The following is an 18,947-nucleotide window of genomic DNA, read 5'->3' on the forward strand; positions in this document are numbered from 1 at the left end:
CCGATGGCTGTACCGCTGAAGATCACCCTGCTCGCTGCGTTCCTGCTACTGGGCGCCTGCCGCAGCGACCCGATCAGCTTTCATACGCTGACGCCGGTGCAACTGAGCAATAAGGGCAGCGGCACACAGATCCCGATCGAAAGCCTCAGTGTGCCGCCGCAGGTCGACCGTGCACAAATCGTCATCCGTCAAGGCAACAGCGGCCTGGCGATTCTGGAAACTGATTGGTGGGGCGCGACACTTGCCGATGAGTTGCGCGGTGCGTTGAGCGATCAACTGAGCAACAGCAGCGGTCGCAGCAACGTCTCGGTGCGTATCGAGGTGCAGCGTTTCGACTCGATTCCCGGCCAGTATGGTTTGATCGATGCAAAATGGCGGCTACGTCCACTCGGTGAGACTGACAGCAGTCTGGTGACATGCCGCTCGACGTTACAGACCCCGTCCGGACCGAGCATCGATGACTTGGTGACGGCTCAGCAGAACAACGTCAAACGTCTCGCTGCGTTGATCAGTCAGGCGGCTGGCAACTCGCGAGGATGTCCGCCAGGTCCTTGATCAGTCACGCCGCTTTACCTCGATACTCGATGTTGGTTAAACCCGGGCGCAAACAAAACTGCATTTGAGTTTATTTATCAAATGTCTGCTTTAGTTGTGCCCGGTAACTTCCGGCAATTTTTTCACATGTTCTTCACTGCCCCGCCACGCCCCCGAACGTAGTGTTCAGCCTGCATTCAACTCAGTCGTCGTAAAGTCGCTCGCAGCCTGAGCCTTACGTTGCGCTGAATGAAATACCGAACATTCAAAGGGGCAGGATTGTGGCGCCGTTATTTCAACTGAAAACGTTATTCAGGTCGCCGCAAACCCTGCGTTTGCGCCTGTTGCTGGCACTGGTTTGCGTGGTGTTCGTGGCCATTCTGGTCAGCGGTTTCGTGTTCTGGCCACGCTCACCGAACGATCTGGATCATGCAAGCCGCCGCGTCACTGCCGAATGGATGCAGGCCTGGCAAGCCGGCGAAGTGGTCGCACTGGTGCGCCATACCGAACGTTGTGATCGCTCCGGCAACACTTGCCTGGGGCCGACCGACGGGATCACTCAGGTCGGTAGCGTGGCGGCGGTCGCCGTTGGTCAGGGCTTTCAGCAATTGGGCATGCAGCAGGCTCAAGTGCTGAGCAGTCCGTTGACCCGAACCGCACAAACCGCGCAGTACATGTTCGGTCAGGACGCCAGCACGCAAGACTGGCTGGCCACCTGCGGCCCTGTGCTGCGCGATGAAGTGATCGCCCACAAAACAGCCGGGCAGAATCTGGTGTTGGTGACCCACAGCGGTTGCATCAGCGACTTTGAAAAGCAAACCGGCTTCCCCCACGCGATTGCCGCTGAATACGGCAGTGTATTGCTGGTTCGCATTGACAGCCATAAACAACTAAACGTACTGGGCATTATTAATGTGCCGTTCTGGAAAACCCTGAACATTGCTGATGCACAGAACTAACGCCCATTCAATTCAACGTTTCGCACCCGATACTTATATCCGCGCCAAGGTCCAGTGATGACGTCTGATAACAAACCGTTGCGCCACGCCGTCCGGCATTTACCGCAGACGCCAACAGCACGAACATTTGAGCGCTGGGCGATTCCCGGTCTGATCCTCGCTTGTGTTGTTTTACCTGTTGCCGCTGATGACCCACGGCTTATGGATCCCCGACGAAACCCGTTACGGCCAGATCAGCCAGGAAATGCTCCTGAGCGGTAACTGGGTCGCGCCGCATTTCATGGGCATTCGCTACTTCGAAAAACCCATCGCCGGTTACTGGATGATTGCCATCGGTCAGGCGATTTTTGGTGACAATCTGTTCGGAGTGCGCATCGCCTCGGCGTTGAGCACTGGCGCCAGTGTCTGGCTCACCTACCTGCTGGCCCGGCGACTGTGGAAAAGTCCGCGTCTTAGCGCGGCGTGCGCGCTGCTGTTCATGAGTTTTGGTCTGATTGCCGGTCAGGCCGGTTATGCCAACCTCGATCCGCAGTTCACCTTGTGGGTCAACCTGAGTCTGGTGGCGGTCTGGTTTGCCATCGACAGTCGCACCACGACGACGCGGATTGGCAGTTGGGCGTTGTTGGGCGCTGCGTGCGGCATGGGCCTGATGACTAAAGGGTTCCTTGCGCTGCTTCTGCCGGTGTTGGTCGCCCTGCCCTACATGATCTGGCAACGCCGTTTTGGCGAATTGCTGCGCTTCGGCCCGGTGGCGGTGCTGGTGGCCGCCGTTGTCAGCGTGCCGTGGGCGTTGGCTGTGCATTACCGGGAACCGGACTTCTGGCGATTCTTCTTCTGGCATGAACACATCCGCCGTTTCGCTGCGGGCGATGACGCCCAGCACGCGCGGCCATGGTGGTTCTACCTGCCGCTGCTGTTTGCTGCCAGGTTGCCATGGGCGCTGTTGTTACCATCGACGCTGATCCGCACCTGGCGCGAAAAGTCCGAGCCGAAAATCGCCTTCCTCGCCCTATGGTTCTTGCTGCCGCTCGCGTTCTTCAGTCTGAGCAGCGGCAAGTTGCCGACTTACATCATGCCGTGCCTGATGCCGCTGGCCTTGTTGATGGGCCACACCGTGGTGAACTGGCTGGACCACGGCAACGCGCGAGTGCTGCGTCTGAACGGCGTGGTCAACACCGTGCTGGCCAGTGTCGCGCTGATTGCCCTGATCTACTTGCAGGCCACCAGAGAGATTTATGAAAACACCGAGATGTTCAACCTGTCGCTGGTGTTTATCGTGCTGATCGGCTGGATCATCGCCAACGCCCTGCAAATCATGCGGCCGCTTACGCTGTGGGCGATGCCGGCGCTGGGCATCGGTCTGCTGATTGCGCTGTTGCCGGCGGCAATGCCCGCACAGATCGTCGATAGCAAGATGCCCGATCAGTTTATTGCCGAGCATCAACAGGCATTGAGCGAAACCACTTCACTGCTGAGCAACGACCTCGGCGCCGCATCAGCCTTGTCGTGGCGCCTGAGACGCCCGCAGGTTGACCTCTTCAACACCGTCGGCGAGTTGAAATACGGTCTCGACGATCCGGCCATGGCTTCGCGCAAGGTCGGTCTGGATGATGTCGGCCAATGGATGATCGAGGCGCGTAAAAAAGGCACGGTAGGCGTGGTGATGCGCGTCAACAGTGTTCAGGAAGTTCAGGAAATCGAGCGGTTGCCAATCGATGGCCAGCACTTCCAGCGCGGCAATCTGCATATCTACCTCTTCAGCAAAACCCGGCCATAACCTCAAAGACCAGGCGCCCCGGCGCCTGGTAGCTTGTATCCCTCCTGCCATGAATGACGCTGAATGACGCACGGCAATCGTGCGTCTGCCAGTCGCTGCTAATCTGAATGGCAATGACATGTATTAACGGTTTCTTTGACGTTTTTTTCTCATTTGCTTCTCTACATTGCCGGCGGCCCAATATCTGCAAATCATTCGCATTGAAACCTGCCCGCGAATGCCTGCCCATAACGTCTAAAAAATCAGGAGCGTTCTCGTCATGAATCCACAGTTTCCTGCCTTTGTGAAACGCGCTTTGCTGGCCACCGCCCTGCTCGGCGCAGGTCAGGCGTTTGCTGCCGACAGCATTGGCCTGGTGGTCTACAACGCACAGCACGAAAGCCTGACCAAAGCCTGGGTGGCCGGGTTTACCGAAGAAACCGGGATTCCGGTGACGATTCGCAATGGCGATGACACCGAGATGGGCAATCAGCTGGTGCAGGAAGGTTCGGCCTCCCCGGCCGACGTGTTCCTCACCGAGAATTCCCCGGCGATGGTGCTGGTGGACAACGCCAAACTGTTTGCCCCGGTAGCGCCGGCGACGCTGGAACAAGTGGATTCGGCCTATCGTCCGGCCCACGGTCAGTGGATCGGTATCGCCGCGCGCTCCACGGTGTTTGTCTACAACCCGAGCAAACTTGCGGAAAAAGACCTGCCGAAATCCCTGCTCGATCTGGCCAAACCTGACTGGAAGGGTCGCTGGGCCGCCTCCCCGGCCGGCGCGGACTTCCAGGCAATCGTCGCCGCCGTGCTGGAACAGAAAGGTGAAGCGGCCACACTCGACTGGCTCAAAGGCATGAAAACCAACGCCACCGTCTACCGTGGTAACAGCGCTGTGCTCAAAGCGGTGAATGCCGGGCAAATCGACAGCGGCGTGATCTACCACTATTACAGTTTTGTCGATCAGTCCAAGACCGGCGAAAACAGCAAGAACACCCAACTCCACTACTTCAAACATCAGGACCCGGGTGCCTTCGTGAGCATCTCCGGCGGCGGTGTGCTGGCCTCCAGCAAACACCAGGATGAAGCTCAGCAGTTCCTCAAGTACATCACTGGCAAACAGGGCCAAGAGATTCTCCATAGCGGTAATTCCTTTGAATACGCGGTCGGCAAAGACGCGCCGTCCAACCCGAAACTGACGCCGCTGAAGGATCTCGATGCGCCAAAAGTCGATGCGGCGAAACTCGACAGCCAGAAAGCCGTCGAGCTGATGACCCAGGCCGGACTGCTGTAAGTGATGCCCGAAACTTTACCGGCAGAGGTGGCGGCAGCCTCCTCCGCCCATCGTCCACTGAAAGCCCGCGCCCTTTCCGGTCGCGGGGGATCGTGGGTGGTGGCGTTGGCGATCGGCGTGTCGTTGTTGTCGCTGCTGCCAATCGCTTTTGTGATCGGCGTGTCGTGGGCCACCGGTTGGGCGACCATTCAAGCCTTGGTGTTCCGCCCCCGTGTGGGTGAGCTGCTGGTCAACACCGTGCTGCTGGTGTTGATCACCCTGCCGCTGTGCATCGTGCTGGGTACCACGCTGGCCTGGCTGACCGAACGCACCAACCTGCCGGGTCGGCGTCTGTGGTCGTTGCTCGCGGTGGCACCGCTGGCGGTGCCGGCGTTCGTGCACAGCTACGCGTGGGTCAGCCTGATTCCCTCGATTCATGGCCTGCCCGCCGGCGTGCTGGTGTCGGTGATCGCTTATTTCCCGTTTCTGTATTTGCCGATTGCAGCGACCTTGCGCCGCCTCGATCCGGCCATTGAGGACGTTGCCGAATCCCTCGGCCTCAAGCCCTGGGCGGTGTTTTTCCGGGTGGTATTGCCTCAGTTGCGGCTGGCGATCTGTGGCGGTGCGCTGCTGGTCGGCCTGCATCTGCTGGCCGAATACGGCCTCTACGCGATGATCCGTTTCGATACCTTCACCACGGCGATTTTCGATCAGTTCAAATCGACCTTTAACGGCCCGGCGGCAAACATGCTTGCCGGGGTGCTGGCTCTGTGTTGTCTGGCGATGCTCACCGTCGAATCTGCCGCCCGTGGTCAGGCGCGCTATGCGCGAGTCGGCTCCGGGAGCGCCCGCGAGCAGCGCACCATGCGCTTGAAACGCAGCGCAGTGGTCGCAGGACTTGCCCTGCAAAGCCTGACCTGCCTGCTCGCGCTCGGCGTGCCGTTGCTGACATTGGGTCGCTGGTTGATCGCTGGCGGTGCCGAGGTCTGGGAAAGTGCCGAGCTGCTCCCCGCCCTCCTGCAAACCCTGTCGTTCGGTGCGGCCGGGGCCTTGCTGACCAGTCTGGCGGCGATTCCGATTGCCTGGCTGTCGATTCGCGCGCCGGGCAAATTGCAGCGCTTGCTCGAAGGCTGCAACTACATCACCAGTGCGTTGCCGGGGATCGTCGTGGCGCTGGCCCTGGTCACCGTGACCATCCATTTCGCCCGGCCGATCTACCAGACCACCATTACCGTGCTGCTCGCTTACCTGCTGATGTTTTTGCCGCGGGCGCTGGTCAGCCTGCGCGCCGGTTTCGCTCAGGCACCGGTTGAGCTGGAAAACATCGCGCAAAGCCTCGGCCGCTCGCCACTGCGCGCCTTGTGGCTGATCACCCTGCGCCTCGCCGCGCCCGGTGCCGCTGCCGGTGCGGCGCTGGTGTTTCTGGCGATCACCAACGAGCTGACCGCCACGCTACTGCTCGCTCCCAACGGCACACGGACCCTGGCCACCGGTTTCTGGGCCATGACCAGCGAAATCGACTACGCCGCCGCAGCGCCTTACGCACTGCTGATGGTCCTGCTTTCACTGCCGCTGACAGCCATTCTCTATCACCAATCCAGGCGCACCGCTGGCCGATGAACGCACTCGAACTGATCTCCCTGAGCAAAGCCTTTGGCGCACAGAAAGCGCTGGATGACATCTGCCTGTCCGTCGCGACCGGCAGCCGCACGGTCATTGTCGGCCCTTCCGGTTCCGGCAAAACCACATTGTTGCGGATGATCGCCGGTTTTGAATTTCCCGATGCCGGCAGCCTCACCCTCAACGGCCAGACGCTGGTCGACAGCAGCCATGCCGTGCCGGCCTACCAACGCCAGATCGGCTATGTGCCGCAGGACGGCGCGCTGTTTCCGCACATGACCGTGGCCGCCAACATCGGCTTCGGCCTGGCCCTGACCGGTGCGGCCAGAACCGAGCGCATCGCGCAATTGATGGACAGCGTGGCGCTTGACGCCCACATGGCCAGCCGCTGGCCGCACGAATTATCCGGCGGCCAGCAGCAACGGGTGTCCCTCGCCCGGGCGTTGGCCCAGCAACCGCGCTTGATGCTGCTCGACGAGCCGTTTTCCGCCCTTGATACCGGACTGCGCAGCGCCATGCGCAAAATGGTCGCGCGCCTGCTTGAAGAGGCCGGCGTCACCACCATTCTGGTGACTCACGATCAGGGTGAGGCGCTGTCATTCGCCGATCAGTTGGCGGTCATGCGTGGCGGGCGGCTGGTGCAATCGGGGCACCCGATGGACCTCTACCGCTACCCGGACGATGAGCAGACCGCGCATTTCCTCGGCGAAGCGGTGGTGATGCCAGCGCGCATCGAATCCGGTTGGGCGCACTGCGATCTCGGCCCGGTGCCGGTCAACAGCAACGGCTTCATCGGCAATGCACAGATCATGTTGCGCCCGGAGCAGTTGCAGGTGGCCGACGGGGTAAACGACGCGCAGGCCTGCAATGCCGTGGTCACCGAACGCGATTTCGCCGGCAACACCTGCACGCTCACCGTCGAACTGCGCTCGCGAACCACTCAGGATCCGGGCCGTTCGCTGTTGGTGCGCAGCTCCGGCATGCACGCGCCACCGGCCGGGAGCGCGGTGCAGTTGTCGATACTCGGCGCCGCCCATGTGTTCGCCGCGTCCTGATCAGAGGTCGAAGCGATCCACTGCACGGCGCCGCTCGTTGTCGTCGCGCACGTCGTAGTTGGCCGTGGTCTGGATGTTGCTGTGGTGCGCGAGCTTCTGCGCAATCGACAGATCGTGCTCTTCAATCACCCGGGTGATGAACGAGCGGCGGAAATCGTGGGGCATGATTTTCACCCCGACCTGGGTGCCGCGCTGGCGGGCGATGTAGTAGATCGCGTGTTTGGTGATGCGCTCGCGGGTGATGTGGCTGCCGCGACGGATGCGGTTGAACAGAAAGGCATCGTCGCTTTCACCCTCCTTGAGCTGCGAGCGGCGAAATTCCAGCCAGGCATTGAGCTTGGCAAACGCCCAGGCCGGTGCGTACTTGATCAGTTGTTTATTGCCCTTGCCGGTAACGGTCAGGCTGCGTTCGCTGAAGTCGACCTGATTCAGGTCCAGATCCACCGATTCCGACTTGCGCATGCCGGTGCCGTACAGCAAGGCAATCACGGCGGCGTCCCGCAGGCCTTGCGGGCGTGGATCGGCGGCGCACACCTCCATCAATTCGTGAATCAGCGTGCGCTTCAAGTTGCGCCCCTGCGACAAACGCGTGCCGGCAATGCCTTTGACCGAACGCATCTTCAATAAATGATCCTGCGTAATCAGGCTCATCCGCCACGCTTCATTCATCACGCCGCGCACGGCGTTTACATAGAGCGAAGAAGTGTTCGGCGCATAGTTGTCTTCGCGCAACGCGGCGACTAAGGCGACAACATCTTCAGGCTGCAAGGCGTGCCAGGGAATGTCCTCGACATTCATGTCTTCAAAACCGAGGCGGTCGGCAGCGTCCTGCAAAACATAACGCATGGTCAGTTGGCTGGAGGGCGCCAGACGCGCCAGATACACAGTCATCGGATTGGTTTGGCGGGTTTCCAACGGGACAGCGGACAAGTCAGTCAAACGTAAAGGCCTTGAGTAAAAACAATTCAACACACCAACTAACAACTGCAACATTCCCAGTATAAGGGGAACACTTCTGTAGGACTTTTCTACTAAAAATGACGATAAACGGTAGAAGTCTGAACAGTGGCTGTATGAGTTTCATATAAACGATTCGCCAACCGCTTTTTCATGTTCCTTTCACAAAAACGGGCATAACCTTAATTCCAATAGAACCCGCGGCGGCGGTGCCCAAACTGCCGCGCAACGCCCGAAAAGTCAACCTGACCCCGACGGTAAGTCATTTCAGCAACTTATTGATGCGAAGGTATTTTTTGCGTCTACGCTGAAGTTGGATCCGATTTTTCGAGTTGGTTTTCTTCTGATTGTTTGTGATGAGGTGTTCATGAGTCAGGCGTTTCTCCCCTTCTCTCGCCCCAGTATCGGTGATGAAGAAATTGCAGCCGTAGAGCAAGTATTGCGTTCCGGCTGGATTACCACCGGACCAAAAAACCAGGCACTCGAAGAGCAATTTGCACAGTACGTTGGCAGCCGGCAAGCGGTTGCCCTGTCTTCGGCCACCGGCGGCATGCACATCACCCTGCTGGCGTTGGGTATTGGTCCGGGCGACGAGGTGATCACGCCATCGCAGACCTGGGTCTCGACCGCCAACATGATCTCGCTGATCGGCGCCACGCCGGTGTTCGTCGACGTCGACCGCGACACACTGATGACCGACGCTGCCCGCATCGAAGCCGCCATCACCCCGCGTACCAAAGCGATCATTCCGGTGCATTACGCCGGCGCGGCATTCGATCTCGATCCGCTGTACGCCCTGGCCGACAAACACGGCATCGCGGTGATCGAAGACGCTGCCCACGCCGCCGGCACCCGTTACAAGGGCCGTCACGTCGGCGCTCAGGGCACGGCGATCTTTTCTTTCCACGCGATCAAGAACATGACCTGTGCCGAAGGCGCGATGTTCGTCACCGACGACGAAGCGCTGGCCAGTCGCGTGCGCATGCTCAAATTCCATGGTCTGGGCGTTGATGCCTACGACCGCCTCACCGGCGGCCGCAAGCCGCAGGCGCAGGTCATGGAGCCGGGTTTCAAATACAACCTGGCCGACATCAACGCGGCGATTGCGCTGGTGCAACTGGAGCGTCTGGACGCGATCAACGCCCGCCGCACCGAACTGGCCGCCGCTTACCGGCAAAAGCTTGAAGGCCTGCCGGTGCAACCGCTGGCCGTGCCTGCCTACGCACAAACCCACGCCTGGCACCTGTTCATCCTGCGCATCGACAGCGAGCGCTGCGGCATGGACCGCGAAGCCTTCATGAAGGGTTTGCAGGATCAGGGCATCGGCACCGGCATCCATTTCATCGCCACCCACCTGCACACCTGGTACCGCCAGCGTGACCCCGATCTGTATCTGCCCAACACCGAATGGAACTCGGCGCGGCTGTGCTCGATTCCGTTGTTCCCCGACATGACCGATCAGGACCTTGATCGCGTGGTCGGCGCCATCGCCACTCTTATGGACAAACGCCCGTGAAACCTTACCCAATCCGTTGCGTGTCGATCGTCATCCCGGTCTACAACGAACAGGACAGCCTGCCGGAACTGTTGCGCCGCACTGAAGCGGCGTGCCGGATGCTGCGTCACGACTACGAAATCGTCCTCGTCGACGACGGCAGCCGTGACGAGTCCGCCAATTTACTTGAGGAAGCCGCGAGCCGCGAAGACAGCCCGTTTGTGGCGGTGATCCTCAACCGCAACTACGGCCAGCACGCGGCGATCATGGCCGGGTTCGAGCAGTGCAAGGGCGACGTGGTGATCACCCTCGACGCCGACCTGCAGAACCCGCCGGAAGAAATCCCGCGCCTGGTCGCCGAGGCCGAAAAAGGCTACGACGTGGTCGGCACAGTGCGCGGCAATCGTCAGGATTCGGCGCTGCGCCGCTACCCGTCAAAATTGATCAACCTCGCCGTGCAACGCTCAACCGGCGTTGCGATGAGCGACTACGGCTGCATGCTCCGCGCTTACCGCCGCACGATCATCGACGCGATGCTCGCCTGCCGTGAGCGCAGCACTTTCATTCCGATTCTGGCCAACAGCTTCGCACGCCACACCACCGAAATCGTCGTCGCCCACGCCGAGCGTGAGCATGGCGATTCGAAGTACAGCCCGATGCGTCTGATCAACCTGATGTTCGATTTGATCACCTGCATGACCACTACGCCGCTGCGTTTGCTGAGCATTGTTGGCTTCGCTATGGCCGGGCTCGGCGTGCTGTTTGCGATGGCGTTGATCGTCCTGCGTCTGGCCTTCGGTTCCGGCTGGGCCGGTGACGGCATGTTCGTGCTGTTCGCGGTGCTGTTCGTGTTTACCGGTGGCCAGTTCATCGGCATGGGCCTGCTCGGCGAATACCTGGGACGCATGTACAGCGATGTACGCGCCCGCCCGCGTTTCTTCATTGAAAAGGTGCTGCGCAGCCACCCCGCTACGCCGGCGCCGGCCGTCACCGTTGATGGTCTTTCTTCTACTCCTTCTACAACTTCTACTACCGGTCAGGTTCTCTCATGAGTGCAAAAACTGTTGTCTTCGCTTACCACGATATTGGCTGCGCCGGCATTCAAGCCCTGCTCGACAGCGGCTTCGATATCGCCGCGGTGTTCACTCACGCCGATGATCCGAAAGAGAACGCTTTCTACGCCTCGGTCGCGCAACTGTGCGCCAACAAAGGCATCCCGGTGCACGCGCCGGAGGACGCCAATCACCCACTGTGGATCGAGCGCATCGCCAAGCTCGACCCGGATTACATTTTCTCCTTCTACTACCGCAACCTGCTGAGCGAGGCGCTGCTGGCCACCGCAAAAAAAGGCGCGTTCAACCTGCACGGCTCGTTGCTGCCACGCTACCGTGGCCGCGCGCCGGCCAACTGGGTGCTGGTCAACGGTGAAACCGAAACCGGCGTGACCCTGCACCGCATGGTCAAACGTGCCGATGCCGGCGCCATCGTCGCCCAGCAACGCGTGGCCATCGAGCGCAGCGACACAGCGTTGAGCCTGCACGGCAAACTGCGTGTCGCCGCCAGCGATCTGCTGCGCGACACCCTGCCGGCGATGCTGCAAGGCAAGATCAGCGAAACTGCGCAGGACGAAAGCCAGGCCACGGTGTTCGGTCGCCGCACCGCAGCGGACGGCAAACTGGTCTGGGCGCAGCCCGCCGAGCAGTTGTTCAACCTGGTCCGCGCCGTGACTCAACCGTACCCGGGCGCCTTCTGCGCCGTGGGCGAGCACAAACTGATCGTCTGGAGCGCCGAAGTCGCCAAAGGCAACGAAGGCCAGGCCCCGGGCCGGGTGATCAGTGTCGATCCGCTGCGCATCGCTTGTGGCGAAGATTCGCTGGTGATTCTCTCGGGGCAGCGCAACGACAACGGTCTGTACCTCAGCGGCCCGCAACTGGCCAACGAACTCGGTCTGGTCGACGGCTCGCTGCTGCGCGGCGCCGAGTCCGGCCGTGGCCCACGTCGCACTCGCGTGCTGATCCTCGGCGTCAACGGTTTCATCGGCAATCACTTGTCCGAGCGTCTGCTGCGTGATGACCGCTATGAAGTCTATGGTCTGGATATCGGCTCCGACGCCATCGAGCGTCTGCGCAGCCATCCGCGTTTTCACTTCGTCGAAGGCGACATCAGCATTCACTCCGAGTGGATCGAGTACCACATCAAGAAATGCGACGTGGTCCTGCCGCTGGTGGCCATCGCCACGCCGATCGAATACACGCGCAATCCGCTGCGGGTGTTCGAACTCGACTTTGAAGAAAACCTCAAGCTGGTGCGCTACTGCGTCAAATACAACAAGCGCGTGATCTTCCCGTCGACCTCGGAAGTCTATGGCATGTGCCAGGACAAGAACTTCGACGAAGACACTTCCAACCTGATCGTCGGGCCGATCAACAAGCAGCGCTGGATCTACTCGGTGTCCAAGCAACTGCTCGACCGGGTGATCTGGGCCTACGGCGCCAAGGGCCTGAATTTCACGCTGTTCCGGCCTTTCAACTGGATGGGCCCGCGTCTTGATCGTCTGGATTCGGCGCGCATCGGCAGCTCCCGGGCAATCACCCAACTGATCCTCAATCTGGTGGAAGGCACGCCGATTCGTCTGTTCGACGGCGGTGAGCAAAAACGTTGCTTCACTGACATCGCCGACGGCGTCGAAGCACTCGCGCGGATCATCGATAACGACAACGACGTCTGCAACGGCCAGATCATCAACATTGGCAACCCGGACAATGAAGCGAGCATCCGCCAGTTGGGCGAAGAGTTGCTGCGCCAGTTCGAAGCGCATCCGCTGCGCCACAACTTCCCGCCGTTCGCCGGTTTCCGCGACGTCGAGAGCAAGGCGTTCTACGGCGCCGGGTACCAGGACGTCGAGCACCGCAAACCGAGCATCGCCAACGCCAAGCGCCTGCTGGACTGGACGCCGACCGTGGAAATGCGCGAGACCATCGGCAATACGCTGGACTTCTTCTTGCGTGAAGCCATGCTCGAAATCGCGGACAAGCATTGATGCAGGCCGGTCTACGCATCGACGTCGATACCTTTCGCGGCACCCGTGAGGGTGTGCCGCGGCTGCTGGAAATGCTCGACGAAGCGCAGATCAAGGCAACGTTCTTCTTCAGTGTTGGCCCGGACAATATGGGCCGGCATCTGTGGCGCCTGATCCGCCCGCAGTTCCTCTGGAAGATGCTCCGTTCCAACGCGGCCGGCCTGTATGGCTGGGACATTCTGCTGGCCGGTACCGCGTGGCCGGGCAAACCGATTGGCCGCGAACTCGGGCACCTGATGCGTCAGGCCCGAGACGCCGGGCATGAGGTCGGCCTACACGCCTGGGATCACCACGGCTGGCAGGCCAATGCCGGGCGCTGGAGCGACCAGCAGCTGATCGAGCAGATCCGTCAGGGCGTCGACACCTTGAGCGACATTCTTGGCGAGAAGGTCACCTGTTCGGCCGCTGCCGGTTGGCGTGCCGACGAGCGCGTGATTGAAGCCAAGCAGGCGTTCGGCTTTCGCTACAACAGCGATTGCCGAGGGACGCGAGTGTTCCGTCCGCTGCTGGCTGACGGCACACCGGGCACGCCGCAGATTCCGGTGGATCTGCCGACCTTCGACGAAGTCGTCGGCCCCATCGTTGCGGCGCGGGATTTCAACCGCTTCATCCTCGATCACTTTCTGCCGCGACAACTCAACGTCTACACCATTCATGCCGAAGTAGAAGGGATTCTGATGGCTGAGGACTTTCGTCAACTGCTGGCCGATGCGCGCCAGCGCAACATCGACTTCACCCCGCTGGGCGACTTGTTGCCCGAGTTCTTCAACACCTTGCCCGTGGGTCGTGTTCAGCGCGGCGCCCTCGACGGCCGCGAAGGCTGGCTGGGAGTGCAAGGCGCATGACTAAACGCTGGACACTGCCGCTGCTGTTGTTGGCGATCTGTCTGCTGGCCTATCTGCTGCCGCTGGGCAGCCATGGCTTGTGGATTCCCGACGAGACCCGCTACGCACAGATCAGCCAGGACATGCTGCTGAGCGGCAACTGGGTGTCGCCGCATTTCATGAGCCTGCGCTATTTCGAGAAGCCGATTGCCGGCTACTGGATGATCGCGCTGGGGCAGGAATTGTTCGGGCAGAACCTGTTCGGCGTGCGCTTCGCTTCGGCGCTGAGCACGGGTTTGAGCGTGTTGCTCTGCTACCTGATCGCCCGGCGCCTGTGGAACGAGCCGCGCAAAAGCTTCGTCTGCGCCCTGCTCTACATGAGTTTCACCGTGGTTGCCGGGCAATCGGGCTACGCCAACCTCGATCCGCAATTCACGTTTTGGGTCAACCTGAGCCTGGTGGCGCTGTGGTTTGCCGTCGACAGTCAAAGCAGCGGCAAACGCATGGCCGCCTGGGCCGTGCTGGGATTCGCCTGCGGCATGGGCTTCATGACCAAGGGTTTTCTCGCCTGGGTGTTGCCGGTGCTGATCGCCTTGCCGTGGATGCTTTGGCAAAAACGCTGGCGCGAATTGCTGCTGTACGGCCCGGTGGCGATTGCTGTGGCGATCATTGTCAGCTTGCCGTGGGCGCTGGCGGTGCATGCGCAGGAACCGGACTACTGGCGGTTCTTCTTCTGGCATGAACACATTCGACGGTTCGCCGGGGACGATGCCCAGCACGATGCGCCGTGGTGGTTTTATCTGCCACTGCTGGTGGCGTTCAGTCTGCCGTGGGTGGGGTTGTTGCCGACTGCTTTCAAGCAGGCATGGCAGAGCCGTACTCAGCCCAAAGTGGTGTTTCTGTTGCTGTGGTTGCTGATGCCGCTGGCGTTCTTCAGCCTGAGCAACGGCAAATTGCCGACGTACATCCTGCCGTGCCTGTTGCCGATGGCGTTGTTGCTGGGCCATGCGCTGACCGATCGCTTGCGACTGGAGCAAGGCCGGGCGTTGGGCATCAACGGTTTACTGAATCTGTTGCTCGGAATCGCGGTGCTGATTGCGCTGGTGTATGTGCAGCTGACGCGGCCGATTTATGACCATGAACTGCACAGCCTGGTGCTGGTGTTCATCGCCCTGATCGGCTGGATCATCGCCAACCTGCTGCAAGCCTTCCTGCCCTTGCAGTGCTGGGCGGCGCCGGCCTTCGGCAGTCTGTTGCTGATCGCGCTGTTGCCGGCGGCATTGCCCAAATCGGTGGTCGCCAACAAGACACCTGATCAGTTCATCAAGCATCACGTCAGCGAACTGGCGCAGGCCGAGCATCTGTTGAGCAACGATCTGGGCGCCGCGTCGGCCCTGGCCTGGCGGCTGAAACGCCCGCAAGTGGCGTTGTACAACACGATAGGCGAATTGAAATATGGCCTTGCCTATCCTGACGGTATTCAACAACGGGTCGATCCCGAACAGGTTCAACAGTGGATGCGCGAGGCGCGCCGCAGCGGTTCGGTCGGCGTGGTGATGCGCGTCAAGGGGCAAGACGAACTGGACGAAATCGACAGACTGCCAAAGGACGGCGTGCGTTATGAGCAGGGCAACCTGGTGATCATGATTCTGCCCAAGGAGGCGTCATGAGCCTGTTGCTGCTGTTGCTCGCCTGCCTGCTGACCTGCCTCGGGCAGGTCGCGCAAAAGTACGCCGTGGAAAGTTGGCGCGGTGTCGAGTCGTCCTGGGCCGACAAACTGCGCTCGCCGTGGTTGTGGCTGGCGTTGCTGGCGCTGGGCTCGGGCCTGCTGGTCTGGCTGCTGGTGCTGCAGCGTCTGGAAGTCGGCATCGCCTACCCGATGCTCAGCCTCAACTTCGTGTTGATCACCCTGATTGCGCGCTTCGTTTTTCGTGAACCCATCGACCGCCAGCATTGGCTTGGCGTGGCGCTGGTGATCGGTGGCGTGGTTTTGCTGGGGCAACAGTCATGAACCAGCGTCGTGGAATCACCTTCGCCATGGGCAGCGTGTTGTTGGTCAGCGCCGCGCAACTGGGCATGCGCTGGAGCATGACGCGCCTGCCGGCACCGGACCATTGGCTTGCGCTGGACAGTATCGACCTGCGTGCGCTGGCGGTTGTTGTCGCGGCGATTTTCGCCTACGCACTGTCGATGCTCTGCTGGCTCGCCGCCCTGCGCGATCTACCGCTGGGCCGCGCCTATTCGCTGCTGAGCATCAGCTATGCGCTGGTGTACCTGTTGGCGGCCAGCCTGCCGCTGTTCAACGAATCCTTCAGTTTCACTAAATCACTGGGCGTGGCGCTGGTCATGCTCGGGGTCATCACTATCAACACTCGTCCGGCTCGTGCGCCCGAATTCAGGAGTGCTCCATGAAAATCACAGTATTTGGTAGCGGATATGTCGGTCTGGTGCAGGCCGCAGTACTGGCCGAGGTCGGCCATGACGTCGTGTGCATGGACGTCGATCAAAAGAAAGTCGACCTGTTGCGCCAGGGCCACGTCAGCATCTTCGAACCGGGGCTGGCCAGTCTGGTGCGTGCGGGCCTGGATTCGAAACGCCTGCTGTTCACCACCGATGAAAAACTCGCCGTGCAGCACGGTCGGGTCGCATTTATCGCAGTCGGCACACCGTCCCGTGAAGACGGTTCGGCGGATCTGCGTTATGTGCTTTCAGTCGGCGACGCGATTGCCCGGCATCGTGAACAGCCGTTGATCATCGTGGAGAAATCCACGGTGCCAGTGGGCACCGGCGACACCCTGCGCACGCACATCGAAAAGGCCCTGATCAAGGTCGGTCGCCTGCTGCAATTCGATATCGTCTCCAACCCGGAGTTTCTCAAGGAAGGCTCCGCCGTCGCGGATTGCCGCCGGCCGGATCGCATTGTTATCGGCTGCGAAGGCGATGAGGTACGCGACGTGATGCGTGACCTGTATTCGCCGTTCAACCGCAACCATGACCGCATCATGTTCATGGACCTGCGCAGCGCCGAGCTGACCAAGTACGCGGCCAACTGCATGCTGGCGACCAAGATCAGCTTCATCAACCAGATCGCCGAACTGGCCGAACACCTCGGTGCCGACATTGAGTCGGTGCGTCAGGGCATCGGTGCCGACACGCGCATCGGCTATCACTTTATCTACCCGGGTTGCGGCTATGGCGGTTCGTGCTTCCCGAAAGACATGCGCGCATTGATCCACAGCGCCGAAGAGGCGCACTGTTCCAGCGATCTGCTGCAAGCGGTCGAGGCGATCAACCAACGGCAGAAACACAAGCTGTTCGAGCGCATCAACGCGTTCTACAAGGGTGACCTGCGAGGCAAGACCTTCGCCCTGTGGGGCCTGGCCTTCAAGCCCAACACCGATGACATGCGTGATGCGCCGAGCCGGGTGTTGCTGGAAGAATTGTGGGCGGCCGGTGCCAGCGTGCGCGCATTCGATCCGGAAGCCATGCAGGAAACCCAGAGTCTCTACCCGGATGAGTCGAAACTGATGCTGATGGGTACGCCTGAATCGGTATTGCCCGGCGCCGATGCGCTGATCATCTGCACTGAATGGCAGCAGTTCAAAGCTCCGGATTTCGACCTGATCAAGCAGCGTCTCAACACACCGGTAATCTTCGACGGTCGCAACCTGTATGACGCCGAGCGCCTGGCGCGCAACGGCTTCCAGTATTTCCCGATGGGCCGTGGCGAATCGCGCAAGTTACCGATACCGCTGCAACAGTGGCCGCACGCGTCCGACGTCGCTTGATCACGCTGACGCCTGCCATTCGCCGGCAGTCCCTGATCGCAGGGCTGCTGGCGTTTTTATTGTTCATCGCCGGGGTCTACGGGCAGGCTCCTATCGGTTTTGATTCACGTTTTGTGCTGTTCGCGCAGGAAATGCTGCGCCACGGGCCGACGGTGTTTCCCACCACTTACGGTGAGCCGTACGCGGACTACTCGGCGCTGTCGACGTGGTTTGTCTGGCTGCTGTCGCTGCCGTTCGGCACGGTCAACGCCTTAACCGCCTGGACGCCGAGCGCTGTAGCCGGGGCCGTGATGGTGACGTTGATGTATCGCCTGCTCGCGCCGTATTCGCGGCGTTGGGCGCTGATCAGCATTGCCTTGCTGATGCTCACCGGCACCTTCGTCACTGAAGTGCGTGCGGTGTCGCAGGACCTGATGCTTGCCGCTGTGGCGTTTGCCGTGTTCTATCTCGGTTATGCCCATGATCATTTCGGTGGTGGACGGCGCTGGTCGCTGATCTTTGTGTTGCTACTGCTCGGTTTCGGTATTCGCGGGCCGATCGGGTTGGTGGTGCCGACCGGGATGCTGTGCAGTTATTACCTGCTCAATCGGCAATGGTCGCGATTGCTGATGTTCGGCGGGCTCGCGGCGCTGTTGCTGGTGGCGTGCGTCGGGCTGTTGTTGTGGCTGGCGCAGGTCAGCGGTGGTCCGGGGTTCATGCAGGACGTGATCCGCATGCAGTTCATGGGGCGCATGGACGGCAGCGAGGGTGTCAGCGGTTCGTTGTATTACTTCACCAGTTCACTCGGCAACTACGCGCTGGCGTATCCCTTGGCCTTATTGGCGTTGGCCTGCGCATGGCTGAGCAAACCGCAACAGCGCGGGCCGGCCTTGCGGCTGGTGCAATATTGCGCGGCGGCGGGGTTGATCGTGATGGTCGGGCTGTCGATTCCGCAGGCGAAGAAGGCGCGGTATCTGCTGCCGATGTTGCCGATGGCGGCGATCATCGCGGCGTATCCGTTTCAGGTGGCGCACGGGCGCGTGTTCGTCTGGTTGCGCGGCGTGATTCAAGGGCTATGGCTGCTGACGCCGGGGTTGCTGATGGTGGTGTTGCTGGTTGCGCGGCGGCAGGTTCCGGAGTTGCAAATTGGGTTGGCAGGCGTGTTGATCGTGCTTGGCGTGCTGCAAGTGTTTGCATTGTCGCGCCTGTTGCAGCCGCGCTGGCGTGCCGAGGTCATGGCGTTCAGTGCGGTGCTGGCGTTGTGGGCGGTGTATGCCATGGTGTTCGAGCCGGTTGAACGGCAGATGTACGACACCCGCACCTTCAGCCGTGAAGTATTTGCCCAGGTTCAACAAAACCCGGCACCACTGGTGCTGCACGGCATGGGCAAAGATGCCAAAGCGATCAAGTTCATGGTCAATATCGAGCAGGATCTGCAACCGCAGTTCAGCGAAACCGCGCAGGACCTGGAAGCACTCAAAGGCCCGGCGTGGCTGATGATGGATCGCAATGACTTCAAGGCACTCGCGGGTACGCCGCTGCAAACGCTGGAACCGGTGTTGAGTGGGCGTTTCGATAAAAACGACTATGTCCTGCTGTGGCTGAAACCGTAATCTGTCGGGCTTTGC

15 protein-coding genes and 1 pseudogene are annotated in these 18,947 nt (G+C 60.7%); 15 read left to right on the forward strand and 1 reads right to left on the reverse strand.

Features of this window, described 5'->3' with window-relative positions; genetic code table 11:
• Positions 1–3: 3 nt before the first annotated feature.
• The 6 genes and pseudogenes from ACIONG_RS01820 to ACIONG_RS01845 all read left to right on the forward strand — a co-directional run bounded on the left by ACIONG_RS01820 (position 4) and on the right by ACIONG_RS01845 (position 7,197).
• Positions 4–555 (forward strand): membrane integrity-associated transporter subunit PqiC, encoded by a 552-nt coding sequence (locus ACIONG_RS01820; protein WP_401296281.1) that lies wholly within the window; start codon positions 4–6, stop codon positions 553–555.
• 260 nt (positions 556–815) lie between these two features.
• Positions 816–1,493, forward strand: coding sequence for a histidine phosphatase family protein (locus tag ACIONG_RS01825; protein WP_401296283.1), 678 nt, complete (start codon positions 816–818; stop codon positions 1,491–1,493).
• Positions 1,494–1,550: 57 nt separating this feature from the next.
• Positions 1,551–3,270: pseudogene (gene arnT, locus ACIONG_RS01830) on the forward strand (lipid IV(A) 4-amino-4-deoxy-L-arabinosyltransferase).
• Positions 3,271–3,529: 259 nt separating this feature from the next.
• Complete coding sequence (locus ACIONG_RS01835; protein ID WP_401296285.1) at positions 3,530–4,543, forward strand: iron ABC transporter substrate-binding protein; 1,014 nt, start codon at positions 3,530–3,532, stop codon at positions 4,541–4,543.
• Positions 4,544–4,546: 3 nt separating this feature from the next.
• On the forward strand, positions 4,547–6,142 hold the full coding sequence (locus ACIONG_RS01840) for an ABC transporter permease (protein WP_401296287.1): 1,596 nt from the start codon (positions 4,547–4,549) through the stop codon (positions 6,140–6,142).
• On the forward strand, positions 6,139–7,197 hold the full coding sequence (locus ACIONG_RS01845) for an ABC transporter ATP-binding protein (RefSeq protein ID WP_401296288.1): 1,059 nt from the start codon (positions 6,139–6,141) through the stop codon (positions 7,195–7,197). The genes ACIONG_RS01840 and ACIONG_RS01845 overlap by 4 nt, the downstream gene beginning before the upstream one ends.
• Here ACIONG_RS01845 and xerC read toward each other — a convergent pair whose 3' ends face one another.
• Positions 7,198–8,088: a tyrosine recombinase XerC gene (gene xerC, locus ACIONG_RS01850; RefSeq protein ID WP_213028795.1), complete on the reverse strand. Its 891-nt coding sequence runs from the start codon at positions 8,086–8,088 to the stop codon at positions 7,198–7,200.
• A 433-nt stretch (positions 8,089–8,521) separates the two neighbouring features.
• Between xerC and arnB the strand changes: the two genes are divergently transcribed.
• The 9 genes from arnB to ACIONG_RS01895 are packed head-to-tail and all read left to right on the forward strand — an operon-like array spanning position 8,522 to position 18,932.
• Positions 8,522–9,670, forward strand: coding sequence for a UDP-4-amino-4-deoxy-L-arabinose aminotransferase (gene arnB, locus ACIONG_RS01855; RefSeq protein WP_401296290.1), 1,149 nt, complete (start codon positions 8,522–8,524; stop codon positions 9,668–9,670).
• Positions 9,667–10,701, forward strand: coding sequence for an undecaprenyl-phosphate 4-deoxy-4-formamido-L-arabinose transferase (arnC, locus tag ACIONG_RS01860; protein ID WP_401296292.1), 1,035 nt, complete (start codon positions 9,667–9,669; stop codon positions 10,699–10,701). The genes arnB and arnC overlap by 4 nt, the downstream gene beginning before the upstream one ends.
• Complete coding sequence (gene arnA, locus ACIONG_RS01865) at positions 10,698–12,689, forward strand: bifunctional UDP-4-amino-4-deoxy-L-arabinose formyltransferase/UDP-glucuronic acid oxidase ArnA (RefSeq protein WP_401296294.1); 1,992 nt, start codon at positions 10,698–10,700, stop codon at positions 12,687–12,689. The genes arnC and arnA overlap by 4 nt, the downstream gene beginning before the upstream one ends.
• Positions 12,689–13,573, forward strand: coding sequence for a 4-deoxy-4-formamido-L-arabinose-phosphoundecaprenol deformylase (gene arnD / locus ACIONG_RS01870; protein ID WP_103302024.1), 885 nt, complete (start codon positions 12,689–12,691; stop codon positions 13,571–13,573). Before arnA ends, arnD begins: the two co-directional genes overlap by 1 nt.
• Positions 13,570–15,222: a lipid IV(A) 4-amino-4-deoxy-L-arabinosyltransferase gene (gene arnT / locus ACIONG_RS01875; protein WP_401296296.1), complete on the forward strand. Its 1,653-nt coding sequence runs from the start codon at positions 13,570–13,572 to the stop codon at positions 15,220–15,222. Before arnD ends, arnT (ACIONG_RS01875) begins: the two co-directional genes overlap by 4 nt.
• The gene (gene arnE / locus ACIONG_RS01880) at positions 15,219–15,563 is read left to right on the forward strand and encodes a 4-amino-4-deoxy-L-arabinose-phosphoundecaprenol flippase subunit ArnE (protein WP_401296298.1); all 345 of its coding nucleotides are present in this window, start codon (positions 15,219–15,221) and stop codon (positions 15,561–15,563) included. Before arnT (ACIONG_RS01875) ends, arnE begins: the two co-directional genes overlap by 4 nt.
• Complete coding sequence (gene arnF / locus ACIONG_RS01885; RefSeq protein ID WP_401296300.1) at positions 15,560–15,964, forward strand: 4-amino-4-deoxy-L-arabinose-phosphoundecaprenol flippase subunit ArnF; 405 nt, start codon at positions 15,560–15,562, stop codon at positions 15,962–15,964. The genes arnE and arnF overlap by 4 nt, the downstream gene beginning before the upstream one ends.
• Positions 15,961–17,340 (forward strand): UDP-glucose dehydrogenase family protein, encoded by a 1,380-nt coding sequence (locus ACIONG_RS01890; protein ID WP_401296302.1) that lies wholly within the window; start codon positions 15,961–15,963, stop codon positions 17,338–17,340. Before arnF ends, ACIONG_RS01890 begins: the two co-directional genes overlap by 4 nt.
• Complete coding sequence (locus tag ACIONG_RS01895; protein WP_401296370.1) at positions 17,337–18,932, forward strand: ArnT family glycosyltransferase; 1,596 nt, start codon at positions 17,337–17,339, stop codon at positions 18,930–18,932. Before ACIONG_RS01890 ends, ACIONG_RS01895 begins: the two co-directional genes overlap by 4 nt.
• Positions 18,933–18,947: the final 15 nt, after the last annotated feature.

Source organism: Pseudomonas sp. NPDC087817 (assembly GCF_044742875.1).
In the GTDB taxonomy this organism is placed as follows: Bacteria; Pseudomonadota; Gammaproteobacteria; order Pseudomonadales; family Pseudomonadaceae; genus Aquipseudomonas.